Below are 26120 nucleotides of genomic sequence, written 5' to 3'. Positions count from 1 at the left end.
ATGAGCGCCGGGCGCGACGAGGTCGTCCGCCTCGATCGCGCGCACGTCTGGCATCCGTACACCGCGATCGACGTCTGGGAGCGCACGAGCCCCCTCGTCGTCGCGCGCGCGGAGGGCAGCGCGCTCTACGACGCCGGCGGCAAGCGCTACCTCGACGGCAACGCGTCGTGGTGGGTCGCCGCGCTCGGCCACGCGCACCCGCGCCTCCTCCGCGTCCTCCGCGAGCAAGCGGCGACGCTCGACCACTGCGCGTTCGCCGGCATCACGCACGAGCCCTCCGCGCGCCTCGCCGCCGAGCTCGCCGCGGTCGCGCCGGGCGCCGGTCTGAATCGTGTATTTTACACAGACAACGGCTCCGGCTCGATCGAGGTCGCGATCAAGATCGCGCTCCAGCGCTGGAAGCTCGGCGGCGCGGCGGCGGCGAAGAAGACGCGCTTCGTCGCCCTCGACGGCGCGTACCACGGCGACACGCTCGGCCCGACGAGCCTCGGCGGCGTCGAGGTCTTCCGCCGCCCGTACCAGGACGTGCTCTTCGACGTCGTGCACGCGCCCTTCCCCGCCCCCGACGCCTACGCGCGCGCGTTCGCGGCGATGAGCGAGCTCATCGAACGCGACCACGACACGATCGCGGGCGTGGTGGTGGAGCCCGTCGTCCAAGGCGCCGCCGGCATGCGCGTCTACGATCCGCGCTACCTCACCGAGCTCCGCGCCCTCACGCAGGAGCACGACGTGCTCCTCATCGTCGACGAGGTCTTCACCGGCTACGGCCGCACCGGCGCGATGTGGGCCTGCGAGCACGCCGGCGTCACGCCGGACATCCTCTGCATCGGCAAGGTCTTCGCGAGCGTCGTCCCGATGGCGGCGACGCTCGTGACCGACGCTGTGTACGACGCCTTCCGCGGCGGCGGCCGCGAGCGCGCGCTCTATTATGGCCACACCTTCTGCGGCAACCCGATCGGCGCCGCGCTCGCGCGCGAGGTGCTCGCGATCTACCGCGACGAGGACGTCGTCGCGCGCACGCGCCCGAAGGCGGCGAAGATCGCGGCCGCCTTCGAGCGCATCGCCGCGCTCCCCGGCGTGGAGCGGGTCCGCACGCAAGGCATGATCGGCGCCGCCGATCTCGCCGGAAGCGGAAGCGGCGGCTACCTCGGCGAAGCCGGCTGGCGCGTCTACGAGCGCGCGCTCGAGCGCGGCGCGTACCTCCGCCCGCTCGGCGACACGGTCTACGTCTGTCCGCCCCTCGTCATCGACGACGCCGACCTCGACGATCTCCTCCGCGTCCTCGCGGAGAGCATCACTGGATGACGACGGAGCTCTTGTACATCTCCATCCCGCACATGAACGTGAGCGTGCGGGCCTCGGTCGTCGGGATCTCGATCTCGACCGGCTTGTCCTTCGGGAGCTCCTTCTTGATGTTCAGCTCCGGGAAGATGACCGACTTCGCGCACGTCTCGTCGGTCGTCCGCGTGAAGACGAGCACGGCCTGAGCGCCCTTGTTCAGGCGCACGCTCGACGGATCGAAGCCGTCGGACTTCGCCTTCACGTCGATCGACACCTTGTTCGGATCGCCGGGCGCCTTCTTCTCACACGCCACGAGCCCCCCCAACGCGAGCAGAAGCAACCACCGTTTCATGGCTCTCTTTGTATCATGCCGCCCATGGCCAACCGGATCTCCTTCAAGAACGGCACCGGCGTCCTCGCGGAGCCGGCGGGCGAAGGCAAGGCGCCGGCGCTCGTCGTCCTCCAGGAGTGGTGGGGGCTCGACGATCACATCGAGAGCCTCGTCGATCGCTTCGCGAAGGAGGGCTTCCTCGTCGTCGCGCCCGACCTCTACCACGGCAAGACGACGAAGGACGGCGCGGAGGCGGCGAAGCTGATGGGCGCCCTCGACACGCTGAAGGCGGTCGACGAGATCGCCGGCGCGGTCGCGTTCCTGAAGGACCACCCGCGCTCGAACGGCAAGGTCGGCGTGACGGGCTTCTGCCTCGGCGGCGCGCTCACGCTCGCGTCGGCGTGCCACGTCCCCGCCATCGCCGCGGCGGTGCCGTTCTACGGGATCCCGCCCGCGGAGAAGGTCGACTACGCGAAGGTCACCGCGCCGATCTCGATGCACGTCGCGAAGAAGGACGAGTGGGTCACCGTCGGCCGCGCGGAGGAGGTGAAGCAGAAGGTGGAGGCCCTCGCCAAGACGCCGTTCGAGCTCCACGTCTACGACGCCGACCACGCCTTCATGAACGACACGCGCCCCGCGGTCTACGCCGCCGCCGAAGCGAAGATCGCGTGGGACCGCGCGGTCGCGTTCCTCCAGCGACACCTCGCGTAGCGAGCCCGCCGACGACGCGCGACGTGCGTCGTTCTTTTATGGGCCCGCACGGCGTCCTCTCGTGCTGCGACGTCGTTACCATGGGGCGGCGGCGCGTCTTCTCCACCGGGAGCGTCACCACTCTCGCGCGAGCCATAGCCCCATGGGTCCCACCGCCATCGTCGTCTTCGGCGCGCTCCGCGGCGCGGAGAAGACGAGGAGCGCGCCGCCGGCGAGCGCGGCGCCGCCGGCGACGAAGCCGATCGTGGAGAGCAGCGCCTGCGCGCGGCGCCGCTCGTCCTGCCCCTCTCCGCCGCGCACGAGAGCGACCTGACCGAGCTGCGCATCGGCCAGATGAGCACGAGCCAAACCTCCGCCGGCGGCGCGCTGCTCTTCGACGACGTCGGCATCGGCGCCGAGTGAACCGCCCGGGTCGAGAGCTCAGGTCGAGAGCTCGAGCTTCGCGAGCGTCTCCCGTACCGAGGCGCCTTCCCAGACGATCGCGTGGAGCGCCGCGAGGAGCGGGAGGTCCTTCACGTCGCGCTCCGCCGCCCACTTCCAGGCCGACGCGATCGCGGGATACCCCTCCGTGAGCTCGCCGCTCGCGAGCATCTCCGCCGCCACCTCCTTCGCGGGCTTGCCCTTGCCGACGCGCTCGCCGAAGGCGCGGTTGCGCCCCGCCGCGGCGGTGACGTGGAGGTCGCCGACGCCCGGCGCCGCGAACGCGGTCTCCGGCCTTCCGCCGCCGGCCGCGACGAGCCGCGCCATCTCGATGACGCCTTGCTGAAAGCACGCCGCGCGCGCGTTGTGGCAGTCGGGTCCGACCATGCCGTCCCACAGCCCGAGCCCGGTCGCGTACGCGTTCTTCATCGCGGAGCAGATCTCCGCCCCGGCGATGTCGTCGCTCACCGTGACGCGGAGGTGATCGCCCCCGATCGCGTCGCGCGCCGCGCGCGCGTCGGCGACGTCAGCGGCGGCGAAGAACATGAGCGTGAGGACCGAGCGCGCGATCTCGACCGCCTTCGCCGGCCCCGCCGCGTGGACGTAGCGGAGCTTCCGCCCCACCACCTCGGACGCGATCAGGTCGACGCGCTCCATCCGCCCGCTCTCCTTGCTCGGGAGGAAACCCTTCGTGACGCTGAGGATCGGGACGTCAGGGAGGTGCGGCGCCGCCTTCGTGAGGACGGGGACGAGGCCGTCGGAGCTCACGCCGTGGACGACGAGCTCCGCGCCTTGGAGCGCCTCGGCGAGCTTGTCGGAGCGGAGCGGCTTCACGCGCGCGTCGAGCTTCTTCTTGAGGCGCGGGTGCGGCTCGCCCTCCTCGAGCGGCGCGATCATCGCGTCGTCGAGCCACGTGCCCCACAGCCGAACGTCGTGGCCGCGCATCGCGAGGACCTCGGCCATCGCGCTACCCATGTATCCTGCACCCAACACCGTCACCCGCATGGCGCGGGACTATAGTCGACCACGGTAGGGCGTCGATCGCCGCGCGACCATCTCGCGCGAGAGGACCTTGAGCTCGGCGAGGGCCTGACCCGCGACGCTCGCGACCGCGGCGGCGAAGGCGGCCGTCAGCGCGTCCACCACCGAGGGCGCCGCGTTCACGCGCGCGCACGTGTCGGGATCGAGCCACAGCACGACGAGGTGGCCGTGGACCATCCCCATCGTCCCGTTCCAGCCGAGCACGTCGCGCTCCACCTCGACGACGCCGTTCTCGAGCGCCTCCCGCGCGAGCGGAGGCGCGAAGGCGGGGAGCCGTCCCAGCGCGAGGAAGCGGACGCCCTCCTCTTCCTTCATCGCTCGCGTCGCATCATGCGCGGCGCCGCGTGCGCCTCTTCTTCCTCCGCCTCCGCCTCCGCCTGCGCTCGCAGCGCGGCGGCGGTCTTCGGATCGGCGACGCGGACCGCCTCGCCCATCGCCGCCGCCATCGCCGCCGCGTTCGTCTCGGCGGAGCCGGTCGGCTTGGCGAGGTCGAAGATGACCTTGCTCGTCCCGCCGGAGAGGTTCTGGAGCGCCTCGAGCCGGCGCAGCTCCATCGCGCCGGGCGACGAATGGAGGATGCGCGCCGCCTCGGCGAAGTTCTTCGCGCTCTCGAGGTCGGCCTGGCTCTTGATGACGACGTATTGCCGATCGCGCTCGGCGATCGCCTTCTTCGCGATCGTCTCCTGCATCTGCGGCGGGAGCTGGATGTCCTGGAGCGCGATGAGCTCGACGTGGAGACCCCACTGCGCGACGAACTGCTCGACCGCGAGGCGCACCTTGGCCGCGACCTCCTCGCGGTGCTGGAGCAGCTCGTCGAGCGTGGTCTCTCCGACGACGTCGCGGAGGACGACCTTCGCGCGGTCGCGCACCGCGTGGTCGTAGTCCTGCACGTTGAGGGTCGCCTTCTCGGCGTCGACGACCTTGAAGTAGATGACGGCGTCGATCCACGCGGTGACGTTGTCGGCGGTGATGACGGCCTGCTGCGGCAGGTCCCGGTTCCGGACGCGCATGTCGACGCGCATCAGCTGCTGGACCCCGGGGATGACGAACGTGAGCCCGGGCTCGGTGCGCCCCGTCAGCTTTCCGAGCGTGAACTTCAGCGCCGTCTCCCACTGGTTCACCTGGCGGATGCTGCGCATGACGACGGTGAGCGCGATGGCGCCGAGACCGAACAGCGGGATGATCGAAGGGTCCATCCCGCCATCGTAGGGCCGTCGGTCAGCGCGGGCTCTCGCAATCGGGATCGGCGACGCACGCTTCGGCGCAGACGCCGTCGGCGCCGCAGTGATCCGCCAGGCAGTCGGGGTCACGGACCCCGCACTCCGGACCGCACACGCCGTCGGGGCGGCACGGATCGGCCGCCTCGATGCGATCGAGCTCTGCCTGAAGGAACGCGGCGATCTGCGGCGCGTCCGCGCGCGCGTGCACGCCGTCGGACTCGCAGCGCGGCCCGCCGAACGACGTCACCGCCGCGATCGAGAGCACGCCGCCCTCGACGAAGAAAGCGGGACCGCCCGAGTCGCCGCGGCACGCGCTCTTGCCGGGCACCGCGTAGTAGATCATCGACGCGTCGATCGTGCCGGGCGTGCCGCCGACCGCCGCGGGGCCGACCTTCGCGATCGGGAACGACGCCTCGCGCCTCGTGCCGAAGCCGAGGCCGCTGCCGTCGATCGCGCCGTAGCCGACGAAGACGAGCTCCGGGCCGACGAAGCGCGCGGAGTTCTCGAGGGTGCCGCGAAAGAGCGGCGCCGGCTGCACCGGCGCGTCCGCCGCGAGCTCGAGGACGGCGAGGTCGTTCGTCGCGCCGCCGATCGCGCCCGACGCGAGGCGCACCTCGGCGTAACGCGGATGGCGCGTCACCTTCACGACCGCGATCTCCGGCGCGCGGTCGTCGAGCGTCGGTCCGAGGTACACCTTGCGGATGCCGCGCGACACGCAGTGACCGGCCGTGAGCACGGCGCGCCGCGCGACGACGGTGCCGGAGCAATACGCCCCGTTGCGCCCGCCGACGCCGACGACGAACGGATACCGTAGGGTCGCGGCGCCGCCGACGATCTCCGCCGCGGCGCGATCGGGCTCCTCCGGCGGCGCGATGCAGCCGGCGACGACGACGATGATGAAGCCCGCGAGCACCGTCCGCATTCGCGCGCACTCTCCCCTCTCCACGCGATCGCGCAAGCGCACGAGAGCGTCTCGCGCGCGACTGGCGCGAATCGCGCAACGATGCGCAACGGACCGCGCGGGCGCTGCGCAACGAGGGGCACGCGCGATCCGTGCGGAATGCACGCATTGAGACGGCGCGATGACGTGGGCGCGCCGCGGCCCGGTGCTACCTCGAGCGCCATGGGTCGGACCTCGCGCGCCGCGGCGATCGCGGCGCTCCTCTGCAGCGCGTGCGCGGCTCCCGCCGGCGAAGAAGGTAAAGATGGCGAAGATGACGCGACCGTCGAGAGCGCCGCGACGGTGCAGGCGATCGCGCTCGTCGGCGAGACGGCCTCCGGTCTCCGCCCCCGCATCGAGCAGTGGGGGCAGGTCGCCGATCCGAGCGTGACGCTGAAACGACCTGCCGTGCTGAGCCTGAGCCATCGCGACGGGACGCTCCTCGCGTTCCGCGTCCCGGGCGATCCGTCGAGCCACGTCCGCGGCCCGTTCGACTTCTACGCGCACGGGCCTCACCTGGGGATCACGGTCATCACGCGGCGCGCGCTCGAGGAGCACTACGGCAGCGCGTCGGCCGGCGTGCGCGCGTTCGTGGAGGCGTTCGGAGAGGCGGCCTACGGCGATCGCGCGCGCGTCGCGGCGCCGGCGCTGATCAACGGCTGGAACGGGCTCGTCCTCGTGTCCGAGCTCGCGGAGGACGGGACGCCCGCGCAGACGACGGCGGAGTCGATCCACTTCCGCAAGGTGAAACGATGAGGCGCCTCGCGCTCCTCCTCCCGCTCATCCTCGCGTGCTCCGCACCGGCCGACGACGACGACGCCGCCGCCGCCGCGAGCGAGTCCGGCGTCGTCGTCGGAGACCGCGACTTCGTGCGCGTCATGCAAGGCGGCGCCACCGTGCCCGAGCGGTACCGCCCGCTCCTCGACGCGTTCGGGAAGCTCTCCAGCTACTGCACCGTCACGCACGTCGGGAACGGGATCGCGATCGCGGCGGGGCACTGCTTCAACGCGCCGCGGACGCGCGCGAACGACCTTCCGTGCGCGGGCTACACCGTGGACTGGGGCTATCGACGCGACGAGCCCGCGTACCTGCGGTCGGCGTGCCGGATCGTGCTCGCCGCAGAATACAGCGTAAGTCGCGACTATGCCGTCTTCGTCGTCGATCCCGTTCCTCCGGTGAAGGTGGCGGTCGACCTCGCCGGCCGCGCCGCGGACGGCCGGCGCATCACGATGTTCGGGCATCCGCTGAACCGCGGGCTCGAGTGGTCGCGGACGTGCACGGTCGAGCCGTCTTCGAACCTGCTCGCGATCGGCTCGGACGGGACGTGGGGCGCGGGCATGTTCACGCACCAGTGCGACAGCGAGCGCGGGAGCAGCGGCAGCGCGCTCCTCGACGACGAGACGCTCGCGATCGTCGGCATCCACAACGGCGGGGTGCAGCCCTGGAACTACGCGACGCACGTCGTCGACACGCCGCTCGCCGAGCTCCTCGATCCGAGCTTCAACGTCCCGCCCGTCGTCACGTTCACGCCGCCGACGCCGGTGGGCACCGCGCGCGGCGCGATCACGTTCGCGGTCGACGCCTCCGATCCGGACGGCCACATCGCGAAGGTCACCTTCACGCTGCCCGGCGGGGCGAGCGCCGTCGTCGAGGAGCCGCCTTGGGAGGTCCGCTTCGACTCGACCACCGCCGCTGACGGCGCCTACACCGTCGTCGCGACGGCGACGGACGCCCGCGGCGCCGAGTCCCGCGCGCAGCGGAGCCTCCGTATCCAGAACCTCTAGCATGTTCGAGCGGGGCTCCGCCCCCCGAGAGGGCTCTCGTTCGCCGGCAGTAAGCGTCTCTAGTGCTTGCCACGCCGCCCGGGCGTGCGCACATCTCTGGCTTCCCGTGGTCGCTCCCGTCTACCCATCCATCCCGCACCTGCCCGGCTCGCGCTGCGCGGAGGACCGCACGGTCCCGCCCGGCGTCGCGCGGAGGTGCGTGGATCCGGGCGGGGCCGTCGCCGGCGCGGAGGTCATCGTCCAGGAGAAGCTGGACGGCTCGTGCGTCGCGGTCGCGCGGCGCGACGGCGAGCTCGTCGCGCTCGGGCGCGAGGGACGTCCGTGCGCGGAGTCGGGGAACGAGGCGCGTCGCTGGTTCGCGGCGTGGGTCGCCTCCGAGCGCGCGCGCTTCGAGCCGCTTGTCCGCGAGGGCGAGGTCCTCGCCGGCGAGTGGCTCGCGCTCGTCCACGGCACGCGCTACGCGCTCGATCACGAGCCGTTCGTGCCGTTCGACCTCTTCGTCGATCGCAAGCGCGTCCCCGTCGACGTGCTCACCGCGCGCCTCGCCGGCGCCGGCCTCGAGATGCCGCGCGTCGTGCATCGCGGCGCGCCGATCGCGATCGCGGACGCGGTCGCCAAGCTCGGTCGCGGCCTCCACGGCGCGATCGATCCGCCGGAGGGCCTCGTCTACCGCGTCGAGCTTCGCTTCGACGTCCTCCACGTCGCGAAGTGGGTCCGTCCCTCGAAGGTCGACGGCTCACTCCTCCCCGAGAACTCGGGCGCACCCGCGCTCTACCACTGGAGACCGCCACCATGAAACCGCCACTACCTCTGTTCGAGATCCACGTCACCGTCTCTGCCCAATCCAACCTCTCGCTCTTCCGGAAAACGTGCGCCGACCTGAACGTGAAATGCATCGCGATCGAGCTGCCTTCCGGCGATGCTCGGCTTCAGCCCATGACCGGCTCCTTCGTCCGCGCCGCCCTCGCCGACGTGCAGTCGCGCGCGACCACGCTCGCGACGTCGCTGTCGGAGCGTGGCTTCGAGGTCGTGCGCACGAAGATCGAGCAACACGGCCGACTCGACGACGTCGCGGTGACGCCGTCGCCCACGTCGTACTTCGAGTACCACGCGAAGCTCGTGCTGCCGTCGCCGAACGATCCCGTCATCGACGTCGTCCACGCGCACGGCGGCTCGCTCTCGGCCAACGTCGCCAACACGCCCCCGCTCGCGCGCGGCGCCGGCGCGAAGGGTACCGAGCGCTTCCTGACGCTGCGTCCGTTCGGCCTCGCGCGCGCCGAGGCGGACGCGCGCTTCGCGGCGTTGCTCGCGGCGATCGCGGCGTGTGGTGTCGCGACGCGCGGCCGCGTGCGCGAGTACACCGTGCTCGACACCAACCCCGCGCTCGACCGCGGATGGATCGACGCATCGTGACCGCCACCGTCACAGTCACCGTCACGCCGCCGCTCGCCGCCGCGTGGCTGCGGCGTGTCGCGCGCTCGCCGCACGCCGATCGGCTCGTCCTCCGCGGGTCGCTCCTCACCGCGCAGTGGGTGCCGGAGCGCCCCGCGGCGGACGTCGATCACGTGCTCGTGCCGGAGGGCACGCCCGCCGACGCGCGCGCGATCGTCGACGAGGTGCTGGCCGAGCCCGACGACGAGGCGCTGCCGCCGCCGGTGCACGAGGTCATCTGGGCGGAGACGCCGTGGCCGGGCCATCGCACGAAGCTCGGCGATCTCCAGATCGACGTCGGCAGCGGCGACCCTCTCGCGATGCCGGCGACGCGCATCCGTGTCGCGGGCGCCGACGTCGTCGCCGTGCGTCCGGAGCAGATGTTCGGCTGGAAGGTGCACGGCCTCGTCGAGCTGGGCCACGGCAAGTGGAAGCCGAAGGACCTCTACGACCTGCTCCTGCTCGACCGCCACTGCCCCCTCGACGACGACACGCTCACCCGCGCGATCGCGCTCGCCTTCACGAGCCGCAACTACGACCTCGCGCTCCTCGATCGCCTCCTCTACACGAACGAGTGGGGCCGCTCCCGCGGCAGCCGCCGCAAGTGGCTCACCTTCCAGGATCGCTGGCGCGGCCCGATCTCGCCGCCGGACTTCGAGACCGTCGTCACGCACGTCCGCACGCGCCTCCGCCCGCTCGCGGAACGAGCAAAGGCGCTTTGCTCGACGCGTTCGCGCTGAAGCGGACGGCCGCCTTGGATCAGCTCGTCGGTGGGCGCCCACCGCGGTATCCTGAAAATCATGCGGACGCTCGATGCACGGTTCGAGGACGGGGTGCTCAAGCCCGAGGGGCCCACCGGCCTTCAGGCTGGCGAGCGGGTGCGCCTGCTGGTGCTGCGACGATCGAACCCGGCGCGCTGGGACCTCACCCGACTCGCGACCGCCGCCGACGAGGACCGGGCGTTGGCCGAGGCCGGGGTCGCCGAATGGGCAGACGCTTTGGCGGCCGAGGACCGTCGGTGAGACGCGGCGAGATTTGGTGGGCCGACCTGGGCAGTCATCGTGCCGCTCACGACCAACATGAGCCGCGCTCAGCTCGCCGGAACCGCTGTCATCGAGGCCACGCCCGACGGGCTGCCACATGACTCGATCGCCCTCGCGTTCCAGATGCGCGCGGTCCCGAGGCGAATGCTCGAGTCGCGTCTCCGCAACCTGACGGACTCCGAGATGGCGGAGCTCGAGCTCGCGACGGACGAAGCACTCGGAAGAGAGACTCGATCGTGATGCCGGCCGAGAGGGGCACATCGCACCCGCCGGCTCAGCGCTCCGACGCCGTCGCGGCGGCGTGCGGGCGGGAGCGCTGGGACGCACACTCCGCGGACGCTCTACCGATGGAGACGCCACGCGTCACGAGCGCGCGCCGACGGAGGAGCGTTCAGTCGACGCACGCTCCGCGGAGGCCGCTGCCGATCGGGGCGCCGCGCGACACGAGCTTCGTCGGGGCGCGGTTGCCGTTCGTGACGACGGCGATCACGCAGCCGGTGGTGGGGTCGGCCCACGCGAGCGTGCTGAAGTTGCCCGCGTGGCCGTAGCAGGCGGCGGTGCGCCACCGGTCGTAGGGGTGCGGCCAGAGCCAGCCGAGCGCGAAGCCGCGGCCCAGCACCATCGGGAAGCGCACCGTCTTGTCGGTGCCGCGCGTCTGCGGCGTCACGTACCTCGCGAGCGTCTCCGCTCGCACGAGCGCGCGGCCGTCCGTCGCCGGCGCGCCCGCGAGGAGCCACTCGTAGAAGCGCGCGAGCGATCGCGCCGTGCCCACCGTCCCCGCGCCCGGGAGCACCGCGGTCAGCTGCTCGATCGAGCTCTGCGCCTCCTCGAAGCCGACCATCTCCTCGCCCTCGAGCATCGGCGGCCCCTCGTAGAGGTCAGGTCCTACGACCGTTAGAGTTGTCGGGGCGAGAGGATTTGAACCTCCGACTCCCTGGTCCCGAACCAGGTGCGCTACCAGGCTGCGCTACGCCCCGAACATCCCTCGACATGTGCGTGAGCACGTGTCGAAGAGAGGCCCGGGTAGATACGGCGGCACGGCTACCCCGTCAACGCGATTCGTCAATCGCACCTCTTCTCCTCCGATCGCCGTTTCGCTGTCAGCGGATCTCTGTCAAGCTACACTGTAACGACGATGACAGCCCAGCCCTCTACTCCTGAGCTCCAGATGCCCGCCGTCAAGATCCTCATCTGCGACGACGATCGAGCGATCTGCGAGTACATGCAGACGCTGCTCGAGCGTGACGGGTACGCCGTCAAGACGATGAGCGATCCGACGACGATCGAGGACGAGGTCAAGAACGGCGGCTATCACCTCATCATCCTCGACCTCATGATGCCGAAGATGGACGGCATCGAGGCGCTCAAGAAGATCCGCAAGATCGACAGCGACGTCGCCGTCGTCATCTTCACCGGCTACCCGAACCTCGAGACCGCGGTAGCGTCGATGAAGCTCGACGCCGTCGACTACATCAAAAAACCGTTCAACGTGGACGAGTTCCGCGAGGTCCTCGACCGCGTCATGCGGAAGAAGGGCCTCGCCCGCACGCCGGAGGAGAAGCTCCACAAGGTCATCGGCGACACGATCCGGAACCTCCGCAAGGAGAAGGACCTCACGCTGAAGCAGATGTCCCGCCGCACGAACCTCAGCGTGTCGCTCCTCTCCCAGATCGAGCGCGCCGAGTCGAGCGCGTCGATCTCGTCGCTCTACAAGATCGCGACCGCGCTCGAGTCACGCATCCAGGACCTGTTCGGCGAATACTGACGCCACGTGCGTTTCCCCGCCGCGCTGTCGCTCGCGTGCCTCGCCGGCATCGCGACCGTCGCCCTCCGCGCCGACGCCGCGCTCCCGAGCGACTACACCGCCGACTGGAGCTACGCCCCCACGTCCGGCATGGACGTCGAAGGCGCGTGGAACACGACGCTCGGTCGCCCCGAGATCGCGATCGCGATCGCGAGCTCCGGCGTGCAATGGGACGAACAAGACCTCGTCGACCAGGCCGCGCTGAACGCCGGCGAGCTGACCGGCGACGCGCGCCCGCAGCGCGGAGACGGATCGGCGTGCGGCGGCGGCGGCCGCCTCGCGGGCTACGACTGCAACGGCGACGGCGTCTTCACCGTCGCCGACTACGCCGAAGATCCGCGCATGAAGTCGCTCGTCCCCGACGAGTGCTACTCGCGCCACGACCCCACCCGCCCGAGCAGCATCCGCCTCGCCGGCGACCTGAACCGGAACTGCATCCTCGATCCCGGCGACATCATCCTCCGCTTCTCCGACGGCGTGGACGACGACGCGAACGGGTACACCGACGACATCTGCGGCTGGGACTTCTTCGCGAACGACAACGATCCCTACGACGACGCGCGCAACGGACAGGGCACGACCCACGCGCGCGTCGCCGCGGCGCGCGCGAACAACGGCGGCGGACAACCCGGCGTCTGCCCCGGCTGCCGCTACGTCCCGCTCCGCGTCACCGACGCGGAGACCGCGGCCGGCAACGACCTCGCGCAGGCGATCGTCTACGCGAGCGACAACGGCGCGCGCGTCGTCTCCGCCGGCGTGAACGCGGTCGATCACTCCGCGTTCGCGCGCGCCGCGCTCGACTACGCCTACGGCAAGAACGTCCTCGTCGTCACCGGCATCGGCGACACGAACTCGCGCCGCCACGACGTGCCCGCCGCCGCGAACCACGTCCTCGCGGTCGGAGGCGTCCGCTTCGACGGCGACGATCCCGCGTCCACGACCGCGTTCACGAACGCCGACGGCTGCTCGAGCTTCGGCGGTCACCTCGGCCTCGTCGCGAGCACCACCGGCTGCGCGCGCGACGCCGCCGCCCGCGTCGCCGGCGTCGCGGGCCTCCTCTACTCCGCCGCCGCCGGCGCGAGCCTCACCCTCACCGCCGACGAGGCGCGACAGATCCTGCTGAACGAGGCCGACGAGCTCGGCCCCGCCGGCTTCGACGAGCGCACCGGCCGCGGCCGCGCCAACGCCGCGCGCGCGGTCGACGCGGTCGCGTCGCGACGCATCCCGCCCGAGGTCGACGTCACGTCGCCCGCGTTCTTCGCGCCCGTCTACGCGAACCTGAGCCTCGGCCCGATCTCGATCCAGGGGCGCGCCGCGGCTCCGCGCGCGCGCTCGTACGATCTCTTCGTCCAGTGGGCGCCGGGGACCGAGCCCGCCGACTCCACCTTCCGCGACATCGTCGTGCCGCTGCGCGGGATCCCGCCGACGACCGTGAGCGGCGGGGCGACGCCGCTCGCGCAGCTCGATCCCGCGCAGATCGAGACCGGCGCCGACCGCGAGCGCGCGATCACGATCCGCGTGCGCGCGATCGCGCACTACGACGGGCAAGACGTGACCGGCGAGGCGCGCCGCGTCGTCTCGGTGACGAACCAGAAGAACGGGCTCGACGAGGACCTCTTGCCCGGGTTCCCGATCGCCCTCGGCGCGTCGATCGAAGGCAGCCCCAAGCTCGCCGACATCGACGGCGACGGCGTCCGCGACATCGTCGTCGCCGACAGCGCGGGCAAGCTCCACGTCTTCGCGCTGAAGGACGGCAAGCCGGTCGAGACCGCCGGCTTCCCGTACCTGACGCGCCCGATGGATGGCCTCAACAAGGACCTCACGAGCGAGGTCACGGTCCCGAGCTACGCCGCGGCCCCCGCCTACGTCGCCGGCGCGCAGGGCGGCGTCGACCCCGCGCTCGCGCGCGAGGCGATCGTGCAGGCGCCCGCGATCGCGGACCTCGACGGCGACGGCAAGCAGGAGATCGTCTTCGTGACGTGGAGCGGCACCGTCTACGTCGTCAACGCGCGCGGTCAGGACGCGCCCGGCTGGCCGCGGCGGCTCCCGCTCGTCCCGTCGTGCTCGCTCGCGCCGCAGGTCGGGCCGCCGATCCGCTGCGCCGACACGCAGCGTCGCTGGTCGCGCGGGACGAACAGCGCGCCGGTCCTCGCCGATCTCGACGGCGACGGTCGCCCGGAGATCGTCGTCGGCACCTTCGACGGACGCGTCTACGCCTTCGACGCCGGCGGCGGCGTCCGCGCCGGCTTCCCGGTCGAGCTGGGCGCGCGCCGCGTCGCCGCGTCGCCGGCCGCGGTCGACCTCACCGGCGACGGGCTCCCCGAGATCCTCGTCGCGAGCGGCGACGGCGCCGCGTTCGCCCTCGACGCGACCGGGCGCACGCTGCCGTCGTGGCCGATCGCGATCCCGAGCCCGCGCCTCACCTCCCCGGTGGCGACCGACTTCGAGAACGACGGCGAGCCCGACGTCATCCTCGGCGGCAACGGCATCGCCCCGCTCTACTTCCCCGCGCGCGGCGGCCCCGGCGGGGGGTTCGCCGCCTTCTTCGGGAGCCCCGCGGTCGGAGACCTCGATCAGGACGGTTATCTCGATATAGTTGTTTCAGGCGGATTGCCCACTTTGGGCGACGTCTTCACCGGCTCGAGCCCCACCCCGCGCGCGGCCGGCGACCACGGCGCGACCGTGTTCAGCGGCGCGACCGGCGCGGCGATCGGTAAGATCGCGACCGAGGACTTCGCGTCGAACGGCGATCACGCGATCGCGGACGTGAGCGGCGACGAGATCCCGGAGGTCATCACCGGCACGAGCGGCGGCTTCCTCCACGCCGCCGACGCGTGCGGCCGCGAGGCGGCGGGGTTCCCGAAGCTCACGAGCGGATGGATCGCGGGGACGCCCGCGGTCGGCGACATCGACGGCGATCGCGAGAAGCGGCTCGAGATCGTCGCCGGCACGCGCGAGGGCTGGCTCTTCGCCTGGACGACGCGCGGCACCGCGAACGGCAAGGTGCTGTGGGAGTCGTTCCGCCACGACAACGCGAACACCGGCAACACGAAGACGAAGCTCGCGCAGGGCACGCCCGAGCGCGCGGCGACGCCGCTCGTCTGCGAGGCGCCCGAGCCGGAGCCCGCCGCGAGCTTCGACGTCGGCGGCGGCTGCGCCTGCCGCGCGACGGGCCCCGCGCGCGGCTCGGGCTCGATCGCGGCACTCGCGCTCTCGCTCCTGCTCGGCCTCGTGCGTCGCCGCCGGCGCTCTCGATTCACTGAGCCTTGAAGTACGCCTCGAGCTCGTCGGCGCCGCCGATGTGCTTGCCGTCGACGAAGATCTGCGGGGTCGACGAGCGGCCGCTCACCGCGCGGAGGTTCCGCGGCGTCGCGCGGACCTCGTCGTAGGCCCAGCCCTTCTCCTCGAGCAGCTTCTTCGCGCGCGCGCAGTGGCTGCAGCCGGCGCGGCCGAACAGGAGCACGTCGTTCGGGACCTTCGCCTCGGGATCGAGGTGCTTCAGCATCGTCTCGGCGTCCGAGTTGGTGAATGGATCGCCCTCGACGTCCGGCTCGACGAACATCTTCTTGACGACCCCGTCCTCGACGAGCATCGAATAGCGCCACGAACGATCGCCGAAGCCGAGGTCGCTCTTGTTCGTGAGCATGCCCATCCCCTTCGTGAACTCGCCGTTGCCGTCGGGGAGGAAGGTGACGTTCGCGGCGTTCTGCGCGCGGCCCCACTCCTCCATGACGAACGCGTCGTTCACCGAGAGGCACACGATCGAGTCGACGCCGCGCGCCTTGAACGCGGGGTAGAGCTCGTTGTAGCGCGGGACGTGCGCGGAGGAGCACGTCGGCGTGAACGCGCCCGGCAGCGCGAAGACGACGACCTTCTTGCCGGCGAAGACGTCCTTCGTCGACACGTTCTTCCAGCTCGCGCCCTCGCGCGTGCGGAACGTCACCTCCGGGACACGCTTGCCTTCCATCTGATTCGTGAAACGCGGTTCCTTGCTCATGATTCCTTCTCTTCTTTCTTGGGTAGCTTGCTGGCGAGGTCGCGGAGCGCCGTGCGAAGGCCCTCCTCGACGACAGGGTGGTAAAACGGCATCGCGAGCATGTCGTCGACGGTGAGCCGCGCTTGATGGGCCCACGCGAGGAGGTGGGCCATGTGCTCGACGCGCGGGCCCGCGAGCTCGGCGCCGAGGAACCGCCGCGTCTCGGGGTTCGCGTAGAGGCGCGCCGCGCCGTGGTTCTCGCGCATCACGCGGCTGCGCCCCTGGTCGCCGAAGTCGATCGCGCCCGCGACGAACGCGCCTTGCGCCTCCGCGGCGGGATAGCCGCCGCCGACGACGGCGATGTTCGGATCGCTGAAGACGATGCCGAGCGGCGTCCGGCGATGGCCCGGCAGCGGCGCGAGCCCCGCCGCGAGGCGCGCCGCGTTCGTGCCGGCGATCGCGCCTTCGTCCGCCGCCTCGTGGAGGAGCGGCATGTCGTCGTTCACGTCGCCGGCGCGGAACACGTTCGAGCTCCCCCACCGGAGCGTGCGCCGATCGACCTTCACGTCGACCGCCACGCCCGCGTGCTCGAGGCCGAGGCCGACGACGTTGGGCCGCCGCCCCGCGGCCACGAGCGCGACCGAGAACGTGTCCGTGCGCTCGTTGCCGTCCTTGTCCACGAACGTGACCGCGACGCCGGTGCCCTCGCCGAGCGGCGCGATGGATCGGACCTCCGCGTCGAAGTCCGCGTCGAGCTCGGCGTGGAGCGCCTTCGCCGCCGCCTCCTTCACGACCGGATCCTTGAGCGGCCCGATCGTGCCGCTGCGGCCGAGGACCTTCACCTTCACCCCGAGCCGCGTGAGCGCCTGGCCGAGCTCGAGCCCGATGACGCCCGCGCCGAACACGACCGCCGACGGCGGGAGATCGGTCCAGTCGAAGACGTGATCGTTGACGACGATCCGGTCCTTCACCGCGTCGAACACGGGCGGCAGCCACGGCGAAGACCCCGTCGCGACCACGATCGCCTTCGCGTTCACGCGCACGACGCCGTGCGCGCCGGTGAGCTCGAGCGTGTGCGGGCCGACGAGGCGCGCCTGACCGAGGAGGCGATCCTCGGCCGGGAAGCTCTCGATCGACTCGAGGACGAACCCGACGAAGCGATCGCGCTCGCCGCGGACGCGCGCCATGACCTCCTTGCCGTCGACCGCGACCGTGGTGCGGACCCCGAACGGCGCGGCGTGACGTGCGCGGTGCGCCGCGTCGGCCGCGGCGATGAGGAGCTTGCTCGGCATGCAGCCGACTCGCGCGCAGGTGGTGCCGTACGCTCCGGCTTCGATGAGGAGGGCGGTGCGGCCTTCCCGCCGCACGGCGCGGTACGCTGCCATGCCGGCGGTGCCGGCCCCGAGGATCGCTACGTCGACGGTCTTCGTGTCGTTCATCGCTCCTCCAACCTACGTCCCGACGACTGATTCGCCAAAGACGAAGAATCAATGCTCGTGATAGAACCTGACTATCATGAGGACCGCCGCGGCGCACGACGTCTCGATCCGCCAGCTGCAATACGTGGTCGCCGTCGCCGACACGCTCGGCTTCCACAAGGCCGCGGAGCGCTGCGGCGTGTCGCAGCCGACGCTGAGCTCGCAGATCCAGAAGCTCGAGGACGTCCTCGGCGTCCAGGTCTTCGAGCGCAACCGGCAGCGCGTGCTCGTCACGAAGGCGGGCGAGGCGGTCGTGGCCCAGGCGCGCCGCGTGCTCCTCGACCTCGAGGACCTCCTCGCAGCCGCGACCGCGACGCAGGACCCGTTCGCGGGCACGCTCCGGCTCGCGGTCATCCCCACCATCGCGCCGTACCTCTTGCCGTGGGTCACGCCCGCGATCGCGGAGCGCTGGCCGAAGCTGCGCCTCGCGCTGGTGGAGGAGAAGACGGAGGACCTCCTCGCGTCGCTGCGGAGCGGGACGATCGACGCGGGCCTCCTCGCGCTCGTCGACGGGATGGACGACGTGGCGTACGCGCGCGTGCGCGAGGATCCGTTCGTCGCGGCCGTCCCGCAGGCGCATCCGCTCGCGAAGAAGAAGAGCATCGCGCTCGCGGACCTCGACGACGAGCCGGTGCTCCTCCTCGACGACGGTCACTGCCTCCGCACGCAAGCGCTGGCGCTCTGCCAGCGCGCGGGCGCGACGGAGACCGACCTCCGCGCGACGAGCCTCGCGACGCTGGTCCAGATGGTCTCCGCCGGCGTCGGCGTGACGCTGCTCCCGAGCATCGCGGTCGACGTCGAGAACCGCCGCGGGCAGCTCGCGATCCGTCCCCTCGCCGGGCGCGCGCAGGGCCGCACGATCGTGCTCGCGTGGCGCCGCGAGAGCGCGATCGCCGCGCCGCTCACGGAGCTCGCGAAGGTGATGGCGGCCGCGGCGAAGGCCGCGTAGGGCCGCTACTTCGGGACGCCGGAGCAGGCGCGCGCGGTGGTCTGGGCGGTGTTGTCGTCGGTCCGGCACTCGGTCCAGCTCGGGTGGGGCGGCGCGCCGTCGTCGACGATCGCGCGGACGGTCGCGCCGGGCGCGACGCCGGCGCCGGCGACCGCCTGATCGAGCGGCTGGGCCTCGGCCGGGTAGAGCGGACGTGTCGTCGTCAGGGACCCGAGCTTCGTCGTGCCGGCGTAGACGCCGATGACGACGCCGGCCGGGACCGCCGCCTCGCCGACGTTTCGCACGACGACGGTGACGGTCGTGTCGCCCTCGCAGACCGGCGAGATCGTGGCGACGAGGTTCGGGGCAGCGAACTCGCTGCCGGGCTGCTTGTTCTGGCGGAAGTTGTTGAGGCCGTTCTGGGTCCAGTTCTTCGGCTCGTCGGCGGCGATGGTGCCGTCCTCGTTCACGTTCGTGACGTGGTACGCGTGCTCGTTCCAGACCCGCCGCGTGCGGACCCACGCGCCAGTCGAGGGCCCGAAGACGCGGACGCCGGCCTGACGGGTGAGGCTCGGCGCGCCGCCGTCGGTCGTCTCGTCGCAGGTCTTGTTGTACGCGTTCGACACGACGACGATGTCGGCCTGTCCGTCGTTGTCGACGTCGGCGACGATCGGGAACTCGATCAGCGTCGCGGTCGTGTTGCAGATCGACGCGAGCTCGTTGCCGGTCGCGCCCTCGTAGATGCGGAGGCGCAGCTCGTCGGAGTAGACGACCTCCGCCTTCCCGTCGCCGTCGAAGTCGAACAGGGTGCTGCCGGTCGAGGCCGACGAGCAGTCGGTCGTGACCTTCGACCAGAGGATCGTCTGCGCGCCGGTGAAGGTCTCGTCGCGCAGCTTCCTTCCGTCGAAGACGACGTACCCGATGCCGCCCGCGAGCGCGACGTCCGGCACCCCGTCGCGATCGAAGTCGCCGATCGTCGGCGGCCCGCCGCCGTGGGTCGCGCCCCACGTCCCGTCCGGACACTGGTTGCTCGCGTCGAACAGGGCGTTCATGTCGACGGGCTGGCGGACGATCGTGAACCTCCCGAACGGCCCGCCGTCGGTGACGTTCGGGTCGTAGCGCCACATGTGGACGGTATGGGTCTCGTTGTCGACGGCGACGACCTCGGGCTTGCCGTCGCCGTCGAAGTCGGCGACCGCGGACCACGGTCCCTTCCAATCGCCGGTGTCGGGGTTGCGCGGGGTGGTCGTCATCCCAGTGTCGACGATCAGGACGCCGGTCGCGCTGTAGGCGCGCGCGTACGTCACGACGTCGAGCCTGCCGTCGGAGTCGATGTCGCTCACGACGAACGGCCCGTCGAGCGGCACCTCGAAGCCGTGCTTCAGTGTGCCGTCGGCGCCGTCGAGGATGCCGCCCTCGACGATGACCTCGGGCTTGCCGTCGCCGTCGAGGTCCGCGATCGCCGGCATGAAGCAGATCGTCTCCGTCGTGGTCGACCACAGCAGCGATCCGTCCGTGCCGCGGAACGCGTGGACCTTCCCGTCGACGCCGCACGCGACGACCTCGTTGCCGGGCAGCCCGTCGAAGTTGCCGGCCGCGATCTGCTTCGTCGGGTACACGACCGTGCCGTTGGTCGCGTTCGGCACGGTCCACTTCTCGACGAAGCTCCCGTTCCGGAGCGAGATCGCGTGGAGCCGCCCGTCGACGCGATACGCCCCGTTCGAGAACGTCGAAAAGACAATTTCCGGAATATCGCGCTCAGTCACTTTTCCGTCGCAATCGTCATCATCGAGCTGAATGACGATCGGCGCCATCATGACGTCGGTCGAGAACGGGCTCACCGTCTCGCCGCCCCAAGCCGCCTTGAGGGCGGGCGCGAACGTCGGCGTCGCGGGCCGCACCTCACATTTCTGGAGGCACGTGATGGTCCCGTCCGCCGTCGCCCCCGCGTCCCCGACGCACTCGGGCGGCCGCGGCAGACACTTCCCGCTCCGGTCCGACGCCCCGACGCACGAGGCGTCGTTGACGCCGGCGTCGCTCGACGTACCGAGCGACAGCTCGCAGTACTCGTTCGCGGCGCAGTCGCTCGAGTCGAAGCACGTCGCGCCGGGCGTGACGCACGTCTGGAACGAGCACACGGTCCCATCGGCGCAGCACGTCGCGCCGCAAGCGAGGGCGGCCGCGCAGCACAGCCCGCCGGCGCACACGCCTTCTCCGGCATCGCCGCAAGCGCGCCCGGCGACGTCGCACTCGCCGCCGGAGCTCCCGCTCGACCCGCCGTCGCCGGAGGAGCCGGGCGTGAACCCGCTGGTGGAGCTGGCGCCGGTCGAGCCGTCCCCCGCGTCGTCGCCGCCCCCGTCGTCGAAGTTGCTGCCCACGCTGCTGCCGCAACCGCTCTCGAGCGCCGCCGCCACGAGCAAGCAGGAGAGCGTCACCACCACGACCCGACCGCGCACGTTCATCGGCCAAGCCTACCAGGCCACATCGGAAAGGCGGCCTTGCCAACCGATGCGCGCCGGTCTAGATCGCTCACCCCTCGCACATATTTCCCGACCGCCGGAGTAGCTCAGTTGGTTAGAGCGGGCGTTTCATACGCGCTAGGTCGGGGGTTCGACTCCCTCCTCCGGCACTGTTTTTCCCGGGTTTTCTGAGGATCTTTCGGCCAGAAAACCAAAACGGTTGCAGAACCCTCGGGCCCCTCGGGGAGCGGCGCGAACGGCTCGCCAAGGTCGCCGGCAAGATCCTCCGCCAGCTTCACGTAGCCCATCGTCGTCTGGATGTGATCGTGGCCCGCGCGCCGCATGATCTTGGTCACGTCGACGCCCGAGAGCGCGAGCCACGTGAGGCCACTGTCTCGGCACGAACGGAAGTTGCTTTGCACGTGCGTGCGCGTCGACGCGTGCAGCTCCGAGCGTGTGACGCCAGCCGCCGTCAGGTGCTTCCGCCATTGCTCCGCAAGGTGGTCTTCGCCGAACGCAGAGAGGCGCGGCACGACGAGCTCCGAGGGCGCGCGTCCGTCGACCATCCGGCGGAGAAGGGGCGCGAGCGTCGCTGGGATCGGCACACGCCGAACACCGTTGCGCGTCTTCGGCGGCTTCACTTCGCCGTCCTCGTAGTCCCAGGCTTTCGTGATGCTCACGAACGCGAAGTCAGGATCGACATCCCCGCACGTCAGCACGCGGAGCTCCCCGGGACGGAGGTAGAGGTACAGCGCGATCGCGTAGACCTCGCGCCACTCGAGCGGCACGTCGGCGCACGAGAGCAGCGCCGCGGCCTCGCGCGGGTAGAGAAACGTCTTCCGGCGACCCTGGCGCGAGTCGCGATCCCCCGGCGGCTCGACACCGACGCACGGGTTGGACCTACCGTGAAGCACGCGGAGGTCGCGCCGCTTGCTGTTCGTCGCCGCCTTGAACGACGACGTGAGGCACGACCAGATGTTCATGGTCGTCTTCCCCGCGACCTCGCGTCCCTTCTTGCCGCCGCTCTTCCCGGCGCGCTGCCAGGCGAGGATCGCGCGGTCGAGGTCATCGCGGATGTCTTCCACGTCGTCGCGTGTGACGAGCACCATCGGCTTCGTCCCGATGCGCGGCGCGATCCACTTGTTCCAGCGAGTCCTCTTCTTCGACGTGTCCGTCTGCCCGCTCTCCTTCGAGTGCTTCATGTAGCGCGCAAACCACTCGTTCGCGGTCTCCTCTGTCGCGACGTCGACGTGCGCGCCGGCGCGCATGCGCTCGGAGACTGCTCGCGCGGTCTCGCGGGAGACCTTGCACGGCTCGCAGGTGCAGCCCCGCGGCGGATCGGTCGGTGCGACGGCGCACGCCGCGAGCCCCGTCAGGGGGATCGGGCGCGAGCGCTTGCCGTCGCTCAGCGTGACGCGGCACTCCCACGTCTTCGCCGTCGCGTTCCACCGAACCGATCCACTCGCGGGGCGTCCCATCGCTACAGCGTCCCCCTCTCGATCAGCGCGCGGAGCTCCGCGCGCACCTCCGCGATGCGCCCCGCGAGTGCCGCCCTCCGCTCGCCCAGCTCGGCAAGCGTCGAGCGCGTGTCGTTGAGGGGGAAGAGCGTCACGCCGAGAGAGATGCTCTCGAGCGAGTCGATCGCCGCCTCAAGCGTCGCGCGCGGGCTCTCACGCCTCGGCGTCTCCTGCCCCGCCGCTCGCGACGCAAGCACCTCTCGGAGGGCCGTGACGACGTACTGCCGCGGGCTCTCTTCGCGCTCGCGCCTCACCTTGCGTGCTCCTTCGCGGCGTCGTGGGCGGCGCGCTTCTCCTTCCCCTCTTCCTCCGCCAAGCGCTGGATCCAGAAGCCGCATGGGATGTAGCTGCCACGATGCTCGCGCGCCTCGTCGAGGATCTTCTTCGTGATGCGCGCCGCTTGTTCCGCGGTCAGATCGTGCCAGGGGAACTCGTTCAGCGCGTCGACCACGTTCGTCGGCATGCAAGCCAGCTCGCCCGCCGCCCCCAGGAGGTTCGACCGCAGCTTGCTAGCGACCTTCCTGATGCGCTCTCCGTCGCGCTCGTCAGTCGTTCCGGTGTCGTCATCGACGATCCCGATTGCGATCCCAACGAGGCGATCCATGTGGTCGAGCGCGATGTGGATCATGTCGCGTGCATTGCCTACGCCGTCGCCCAACTCCGTGGGAGGCTTCTCCGTGATCTCTGGCTTGAAAACGTCGTCGTCGTGCTTCGTCGTGCCGTTCGTGGCATTCTTCATGTGTCTTCTTCCTGGTGAGGGTTGTGGACGAAGCGGCGCGTCGGGCTCCTACCCCCGGCGCGCCGCGATTCACTTTCAGCGCTTCTTCGGTCCGGTCTTCAGCTTCGCCTTCGGGGGCGGAGCATCTCCGAACCGACGCGCGTAATCGGAGGCGACGACGCGGCGGAGGTACCGCCCGATCGACTCGTCTCCAGCGTCAGCGAGCGCGTGCGCCATGTAGAGCTCGTCCTCGCTAACCTTGATCGTTAGGGTCTTCGTTCGCTCGACCATGCTGCACCTTGAAGCGCTGAAAGACCCTCGTCCAGCGGCGTTTTTGACGCATGTCGTCGGGACGCGCGTCATGTTTAAGGAATCGTTAAAGAATCGCCGCGGAAGAATTTTGCGAGCCGTCGCGAGCGCCCGTACGCTGTTCGGACGATGGCGGACCCGACGACCAAAGACGTGCTGAAGGTGCTCGCCGAAATGCAGCGCACCCTGGCTGACCTGGCGACGAAGGTCGACGCGGTCGCGACGGACGTGAAAGCGCACCGAGCGGAGACCAAGAAGGGCTTCGAGGCTCTCGACAAGGAGCTAGCCGTCCACTCGGAGCGCACGCATCGAAAGATCGAGGAGCGGCTCGACAAGCTCGAAGCCATCCCGAAGACGAAGCCCGCTCGTGCGTCGGTGCGCACGCCTCGACGCCGATAGCTCGTGCGCACGCCGGCCACGATGCGCGAGTCGTAGCCGGCGCGCTCCCCGTCACCCCGCGGCCCGCAGCGCCGCCGTGACGTCGAGCACGACGAAGCCCGCGCCGGCGACATCGACGTCATCCACTTCGAGCCAGCACAAAATCGACCCGCGCGGCACCTTCCGCTTGAGGCACTCGCGAGCTTGCGCGGGCATCCCGTTCGCGACGAACCAGCCGGCCAGATCGGCCCGGCTCGTCACCCGCTTGGACTCGCGCCGGAGAACCGCGCATGCATGCGGCCACCGGCTCCGATCCCGGAACGCCGGAGAGGCGACCAGGATCGGAGCCACGATCGAGAGCAATTGAGCCGCGATGGCGCGGTCAGCGAGCGCCGGCCCGATCATCAGCGATAGTACGTCGAGCGCCGCTGATGATCCCTGATCGCTTGCGGGACCTCGCCTCGATCCCCATGTCCACCGCCGAGGACGACGATCGTCCCTGACGACGTCACGCCAGGCCCGGGGCTGTAGTTGTTCTCGGCGGTGAGGATCGGTGCGGGCTCCGTGTCCGGGATCGGCTCGTCGGGCTCCGGCACGCTCGGCTCGTCGGGCTCGCTCATGACGCCGCATCCTCCTTCATCATCAGGTTCGTGAACGCCTCCTCCTCGGAGCTCGCCTCGTTCTCCTCCTCGACGTGCGCCCTCACCTTCTTCTCGGGGACGTCGACACGCACGCGCTCCTCATCGTCGGCGATCCGGGGCTTCTTCGACAGCTGCTCTCGCGCCCACGCGCTACCGATGCGATTGACGACCGAGTTGCTCATGCGCACGAGCACGCTCTCGTATGCTTCTTCTTGAGACTTCCGACTCTCCGACCGAGTCGGTGCGCCGATCTCCCTCTTGTGCTCGTCGCTCGACTGCGCGCGCTCAACGGCTTCGACCCGGAGAGCAGAGGACGCGTAGCGTTGGTGCGCTGATCGGACGGTCGCACTTGGTGTACTCGCCCCAGTCATCGCCCCCGCGACCGCCTCCTCAAGCCGCCGAAGGCATGAATCGATATGGACCGCGTTCTCGTTTGCGGCGCATGCGGCAGCGGCGGCCGTGATCAAGGCACCTTCGCCGCGTCGACAGCGCGAGTCCTCCGCACAGATGAAGCTGTCATAGAAGCGACGGCACCCGATGATGTTCTCGTTGCCGATCGCTGCCACGAAGGCGAACACGAGGTGGATCGAATCGAGGTCGCGCCCGGTCTCATACTTGAGACGCGTCGCGAGGTCGCTCCACACCATCGCGATCTCCCTCGCCGTTGCGCGCGGCGCCTCGCCGAAGGCCTTTATGAGGGGGTAGAGTCGCTCTCTCAACTCCGCGGCAATGGCTTCGTCAATCTCCGCGTCGCGAACGTTGAGCACGTCCTCGAGCTCCGCGACCGCGCCGCGATGATCCTCCGCCGCCGCCGTGGTCCTCTCGCGGAGCGCCTTGAGCTCCTCGTCTCGCGCGGCGTCGAGCTCCGCCTTCCGCTTCTCGCGGAACTCGCGCCGATCGCCCGCGCTCATAGATCGGATCGCATCGAGGAGCTTGGCGCGGCGTTCCGCCGAACGCGGCGACGAGAGGGCGCGCGCGATGGCGTCCTTCTCCGCGGCGAGGCTGTTGTCGAGGTTCAGCGGACCGCCGCCGCCGCCGAAGCCGAGCCATGAGGTGACGTTATTGATCACGCCGCACCTCCCGCCGCGCGGCGCGCCTCGCTGGGGAGGACGCGACGGAACTCCACGCTCCCGTCCTCGCGAACGATCGGACCGCCGCGTTCGCGCTCGCGAATCCCCATGCCAGAGAGCACCTTCGCGTGCTCGTCGGGCGGGAGGCGAAGGCCAAGCTTCGCCAGAGCGGAGCCGGCCTCGCGGCGAGCATCACTGTTCGCGGTCGGATCGTCAGCGACGCGTTCGAGGTACGCGCGCGAGGCGCGCTCACTCTTGAAGGGCGTGCGAGTCATCATCATCGTCCTGTCCTTTCGTGCGGGCACCGCGACCGGCGCGGTGATCGTCTTCTTCGTGGTCGTGGTGGTCGTCGTCTTCGTCGGCTCACGTTGAGCAGCTTCACGGCGGAGCACGCTCTTGCTCTTCGCTGGCGACGCGACGACGGGCTTCGCGGGCGTCGTCGTCCGCGAGATCGGATTCGGCGTCGTGGTCGCGTTCGTGTTGCGCGCGGCTTGCGCGGTGAGCGAGCCAAGGCGTGTCGCGGCCAGCGCTCGGAGCTCGGCCATCCCCTGCGAGGACATCGCCATCACCCCGTTCTGGAACGGCGCGATCATCGCGTCGATCGTCGCCTCGTGTTCGTCGTTCTTCATCGTCGTCCCTC

Annotated in this window: 30 protein-coding genes, 2 tRNA genes and 1 pseudogene; 14 read left to right on the top strand and 19 right to left on the bottom strand. The window is 70.7% G+C overall.

From position 1 onward, the window contains the following. Positions 1-1305, top strand: a complete 1305-nt coding sequence (bioA, locus tag KF837_13270) for an adenosylmethionine--8-amino-7-oxononanoate transaminase (protein MBX3228284.1) — start codon at positions 1-3, stop codon at positions 1303-1305. On the opposite strand, the gene KF837_13265 is transcribed toward bioA, so the two are convergent. Beyond that, positions 1295-1633, bottom strand: a complete 339-nt coding sequence (locus KF837_13265) for a cupredoxin domain-containing protein (GenBank protein ID MBX3228283.1) — start codon at positions 1631-1633, stop codon at positions 1295-1297. The two genes, bioA and KF837_13265, sit on opposite strands and share 11 nt — an antisense overlap. Positions 1634-1657: 24 nt before the next feature. On the opposite strand from KF837_13265, the gene KF837_13260 reads away from it, so the two are divergent. Continuing rightward, positions 1658-2323, top strand: coding sequence for a dienelactone hydrolase family protein (locus KF837_13260; GenBank protein MBX3228282.1), 666 nt, complete (start codon positions 1658-1660; stop codon positions 2321-2323). Positions 2324-2437: 114 nt separating this feature from the next. Here the strand turns inward: KF837_13260 and KF837_13255 are convergent, their stop codons facing one another. The 5 genes from KF837_13255 to KF837_13235 form a co-directional block, all read right to left on the bottom strand. Beyond that, positions 2438-2623: a hypothetical protein gene (locus KF837_13255; GenBank protein MBX3228281.1), complete on the bottom strand. Its 186-nt coding sequence runs from the start codon at positions 2621-2623 to the stop codon at positions 2438-2440. A 120-nt stretch (positions 2624-2743) separates the two neighbouring features. After that, a complete protein-coding gene (locus KF837_13250; GenBank protein MBX3228280.1) occupies positions 2744-3706 on the bottom strand; it encodes a hypothetical protein in 963 nt (320 codons plus the stop codon). 51 nt (positions 3707-3757) lie between these two features. Further along, positions 3758-4099: a hypothetical protein gene (locus tag KF837_13245; protein ID MBX3228279.1), complete on the bottom strand. Its 342-nt coding sequence runs from the start codon at positions 4097-4099 to the stop codon at positions 3758-3760. Then, the gene (locus KF837_13240) at positions 4096-4980 is read right to left on the bottom strand and encodes a slipin family protein (protein MBX3228278.1); all 885 of its coding nucleotides are present in this window, start codon (positions 4978-4980) and stop codon (positions 4096-4098) included. Before KF837_13240 ends, KF837_13245 begins: the two co-directional genes overlap by 4 nt. Positions 4981-5002: 22 nt before the next feature. Then, positions 5003-5926 (bottom strand): trypsin-like serine protease, encoded by a 924-nt coding sequence (locus KF837_13235; protein ID MBX3228277.1) that lies wholly within the window; start codon positions 5924-5926, stop codon positions 5003-5005. 201 nt (positions 5927-6127) lie between these two features. Here KF837_13235 and KF837_13230 point away from each other — a divergent pair, with 201 nt between their 5' ends. The 7 genes from KF837_13230 to KF837_13200 all read left to right on the top strand — a co-directional run bounded on the left by KF837_13230 (position 6128) and on the right by KF837_13200 (position 10442). Continuing rightward, positions 6128-6700 carry a hypothetical protein gene (locus tag KF837_13230; protein MBX3228276.1) on the top strand — a complete coding sequence of 191 codons (573 nt, stop codon included), beginning with the start codon at positions 6128-6130 and terminating at the stop codon, positions 6698-6700. Continuing rightward, the gene (locus KF837_13225) at positions 6697-7728 is read left to right on the top strand and encodes a trypsin-like peptidase domain-containing protein (GenBank protein ID MBX3228275.1); all 1032 of its coding nucleotides are present in this window, start codon (positions 6697-6699) and stop codon (positions 7726-7728) included. Before KF837_13230 ends, KF837_13225 begins: the two co-directional genes overlap by 4 nt. 106 nt (positions 7729-7834) lie before the next feature. Next, a complete protein-coding gene (locus KF837_13220) occupies positions 7835-8524 on the top strand; it encodes a hypothetical protein (GenBank protein ID MBX3228274.1) in 690 nt (229 codons plus the stop codon). A gap of 140 nt (positions 8525-8664) precedes the next feature. Next, complete coding sequence (locus tag KF837_13215; protein MBX3228273.1) at positions 8665-9141, top strand: hypothetical protein; 477 nt, start codon at positions 8665-8667, stop codon at positions 9139-9141. After that, entirely contained in the window at positions 9138-9899 is a 762-nt protein-coding gene (locus KF837_13210) for a nucleotidyl transferase AbiEii/AbiGii toxin family protein (GenBank protein MBX3228272.1), read from the top strand. The genes KF837_13215 and KF837_13210 overlap by 4 nt, the downstream gene beginning before the upstream one ends. A 60-nt stretch (positions 9900-9959) precedes the next feature. Further along, entirely contained in the window at positions 9960-10181 is a 222-nt protein-coding gene (locus KF837_13205) for an antitoxin family protein (protein MBX3228271.1), read from the top strand. A 57-nt stretch (positions 10182-10238) separates the two neighbouring features. Further along, complete coding sequence (locus tag KF837_13200) at positions 10239-10442, top strand: hypothetical protein (GenBank protein MBX3228270.1); 204 nt, start codon at positions 10239-10241, stop codon at positions 10440-10442. A 151-nt stretch (positions 10443-10593) separates the two neighbouring features. Here the strand turns inward: KF837_13200 and KF837_13195 are convergent, their stop codons facing one another. Both KF837_13195 and KF837_13190 read right to left on the bottom strand, forming a co-directional pair. Further along, positions 10594-11061, bottom strand: coding sequence for a serine hydrolase (locus KF837_13195; protein MBX3228269.1), 468 nt, complete (start codon positions 11059-11061; stop codon positions 10594-10596). A gap of 44 nt (positions 11062-11105) precedes the next feature. After that, positions 11106-11179: transfer RNA gene (locus tag KF837_13190), tRNA-Pro, on the bottom strand. A gap of 191 nt (positions 11180-11370) precedes the next feature. Here KF837_13190 and KF837_13185 point away from each other — a divergent pair. Both KF837_13185 and KF837_13180 read left to right on the top strand, forming a co-directional pair. Beyond that, positions 11371-11967: a response regulator gene (locus tag KF837_13185; GenBank protein ID MBX3228268.1), complete on the top strand. Its 597-nt coding sequence runs from the start codon at positions 11371-11373 to the stop codon at positions 11965-11967. A gap of 6 nt (positions 11968-11973) precedes the next feature. Continuing rightward, on the top strand, positions 11974-15276 hold the full coding sequence (locus KF837_13180) for a VCBS repeat-containing protein (protein ID MBX3228267.1): 3303 nt from the start codon (positions 11974-11976) through the stop codon (positions 15274-15276). Here the strand turns inward: KF837_13180 and KF837_13175 are convergent. Together KF837_13175 and KF837_13170 are read right to left on the bottom strand one after the other, a co-directional pair. Further along, positions 15263-15973 (bottom strand): glutathione peroxidase, encoded by a 711-nt coding sequence (locus KF837_13175; GenBank protein ID MBX3228266.1) that lies wholly within the window; start codon positions 15971-15973, stop codon positions 15263-15265. The genes KF837_13180 and KF837_13175 overlap by 14 nt on opposite strands. Before the next feature lie 26 nt (positions 15974-15999). Beyond that, the gene (locus KF837_13170) at positions 16000-17421 is read right to left on the bottom strand and encodes a dihydrolipoyl dehydrogenase (GenBank protein MBX3228265.1); all 1422 of its coding nucleotides are present in this window, start codon (positions 17419-17421) and stop codon (positions 16000-16002) included. A 76-nt stretch (positions 17422-17497) separates the two neighbouring features. Here KF837_13170 and KF837_13165 point away from each other — a divergent pair, with 76 nt between their 5' ends. Beyond that, positions 17498-18409: a LysR family transcriptional regulator gene (locus KF837_13165; GenBank protein ID MBX3228264.1), complete on the top strand. Its 912-nt coding sequence runs from the start codon at positions 17498-17500 to the stop codon at positions 18407-18409. Positions 18410-18414: 5 nt separating this feature from the next. Here the strand turns inward: KF837_13165 and KF837_13160 are convergent, their stop codons facing one another. Further along, a complete protein-coding gene (locus KF837_13160) occupies positions 18415-20850 on the bottom strand; it encodes a VCBS repeat-containing protein (GenBank protein ID MBX3228263.1) in 2436 nt (811 codons plus the stop codon). A gap of 93 nt (positions 20851-20943) precedes the next feature. Here KF837_13160 and KF837_13155 point away from each other — a divergent pair. Continuing rightward, positions 20944-21017, top strand: a tRNA-Met gene (locus KF837_13155). A 117-nt stretch (positions 21018-21134) separates the two neighbouring features. Here the strand turns inward: KF837_13155 and KF837_13150 are convergent. The 4 genes and pseudogenes from KF837_13150 to KF837_13135 form a co-directional block, all read right to left on the bottom strand. Next, a pseudogene (locus KF837_13150) lies at positions 21135-22325 on the bottom strand (site-specific integrase). Positions 22326-22327: 2 nt separating this feature from the next. Next, positions 22328-22618 (bottom strand): hypothetical protein, encoded by a 291-nt coding sequence (locus tag KF837_13145; protein ID MBX3228262.1) that lies wholly within the window; start codon positions 22616-22618, stop codon positions 22328-22330. Further along, positions 22615-23103: a hypothetical protein gene (locus KF837_13140; GenBank protein ID MBX3228261.1), complete on the bottom strand. Its 489-nt coding sequence runs from the start codon at positions 23101-23103 to the stop codon at positions 22615-22617. Before KF837_13140 ends, KF837_13145 begins: the two co-directional genes overlap by 4 nt. A gap of 75 nt (positions 23104-23178) precedes the next feature. Next, a complete protein-coding gene (locus tag KF837_13135) occupies positions 23179-23373 on the bottom strand; it encodes a hypothetical protein (protein MBX3228260.1) in 195 nt (64 codons plus the stop codon). Positions 23374-23544: 171 nt separating this feature from the next. Here KF837_13135 and KF837_13130 point away from each other — a divergent pair, with 171 nt between their 5' ends. Next, positions 23545-23790, top strand: coding sequence for a hypothetical protein (locus KF837_13130; protein ID MBX3228259.1), 246 nt, complete (start codon positions 23545-23547; stop codon positions 23788-23790). A 51-nt stretch (positions 23791-23841) separates the two neighbouring features. Here KF837_13130 and KF837_13125 read toward each other — a convergent pair whose 3' ends face one another. The 4 genes from KF837_13125 to KF837_13110 are packed head-to-tail and all read right to left on the bottom strand — an operon-like array spanning position 23842 to position 26109. Further along, positions 23842-24174: a hypothetical protein gene (locus KF837_13125; GenBank protein MBX3228258.1), complete on the bottom strand. Its 333-nt coding sequence runs from the start codon at positions 24172-24174 to the stop codon at positions 23842-23844. Continuing rightward, positions 24174-24389, bottom strand: a complete 216-nt coding sequence (locus KF837_13120) for a hypothetical protein (protein ID MBX3228257.1) — start codon at positions 24387-24389, stop codon at positions 24174-24176. The genes KF837_13125 and KF837_13120 overlap by 1 nt, the downstream gene beginning before the upstream one ends. After that, positions 24386-25480, bottom strand: a complete 1095-nt coding sequence (locus KF837_13115; GenBank protein MBX3228256.1) for a hypothetical protein — start codon at positions 25478-25480, stop codon at positions 24386-24388. The genes KF837_13120 and KF837_13115 overlap by 4 nt, the downstream gene beginning before the upstream one ends. After that, a complete protein-coding gene (locus KF837_13110; GenBank protein ID MBX3228255.1) occupies positions 25477-26109 on the bottom strand; it encodes a hypothetical protein in 633 nt (210 codons plus the stop codon). Before KF837_13110 ends, KF837_13115 begins: the two co-directional genes overlap by 4 nt. Positions 26110-26120 lie beyond the last annotated feature (11 nt).

Source organism: Labilithrix sp. (assembly GCA_019637155.1).
In the GTDB taxonomy this organism is placed as follows: domain Bacteria; phylum Myxococcota_A; class Polyangia; order Polyangiales; family Polyangiaceae; genus Labilithrix.
The sequence above is the reverse complement of the archived record's forward strand: the minus strand, read 5'-3'. Positions and strand labels throughout refer to the sequence as shown.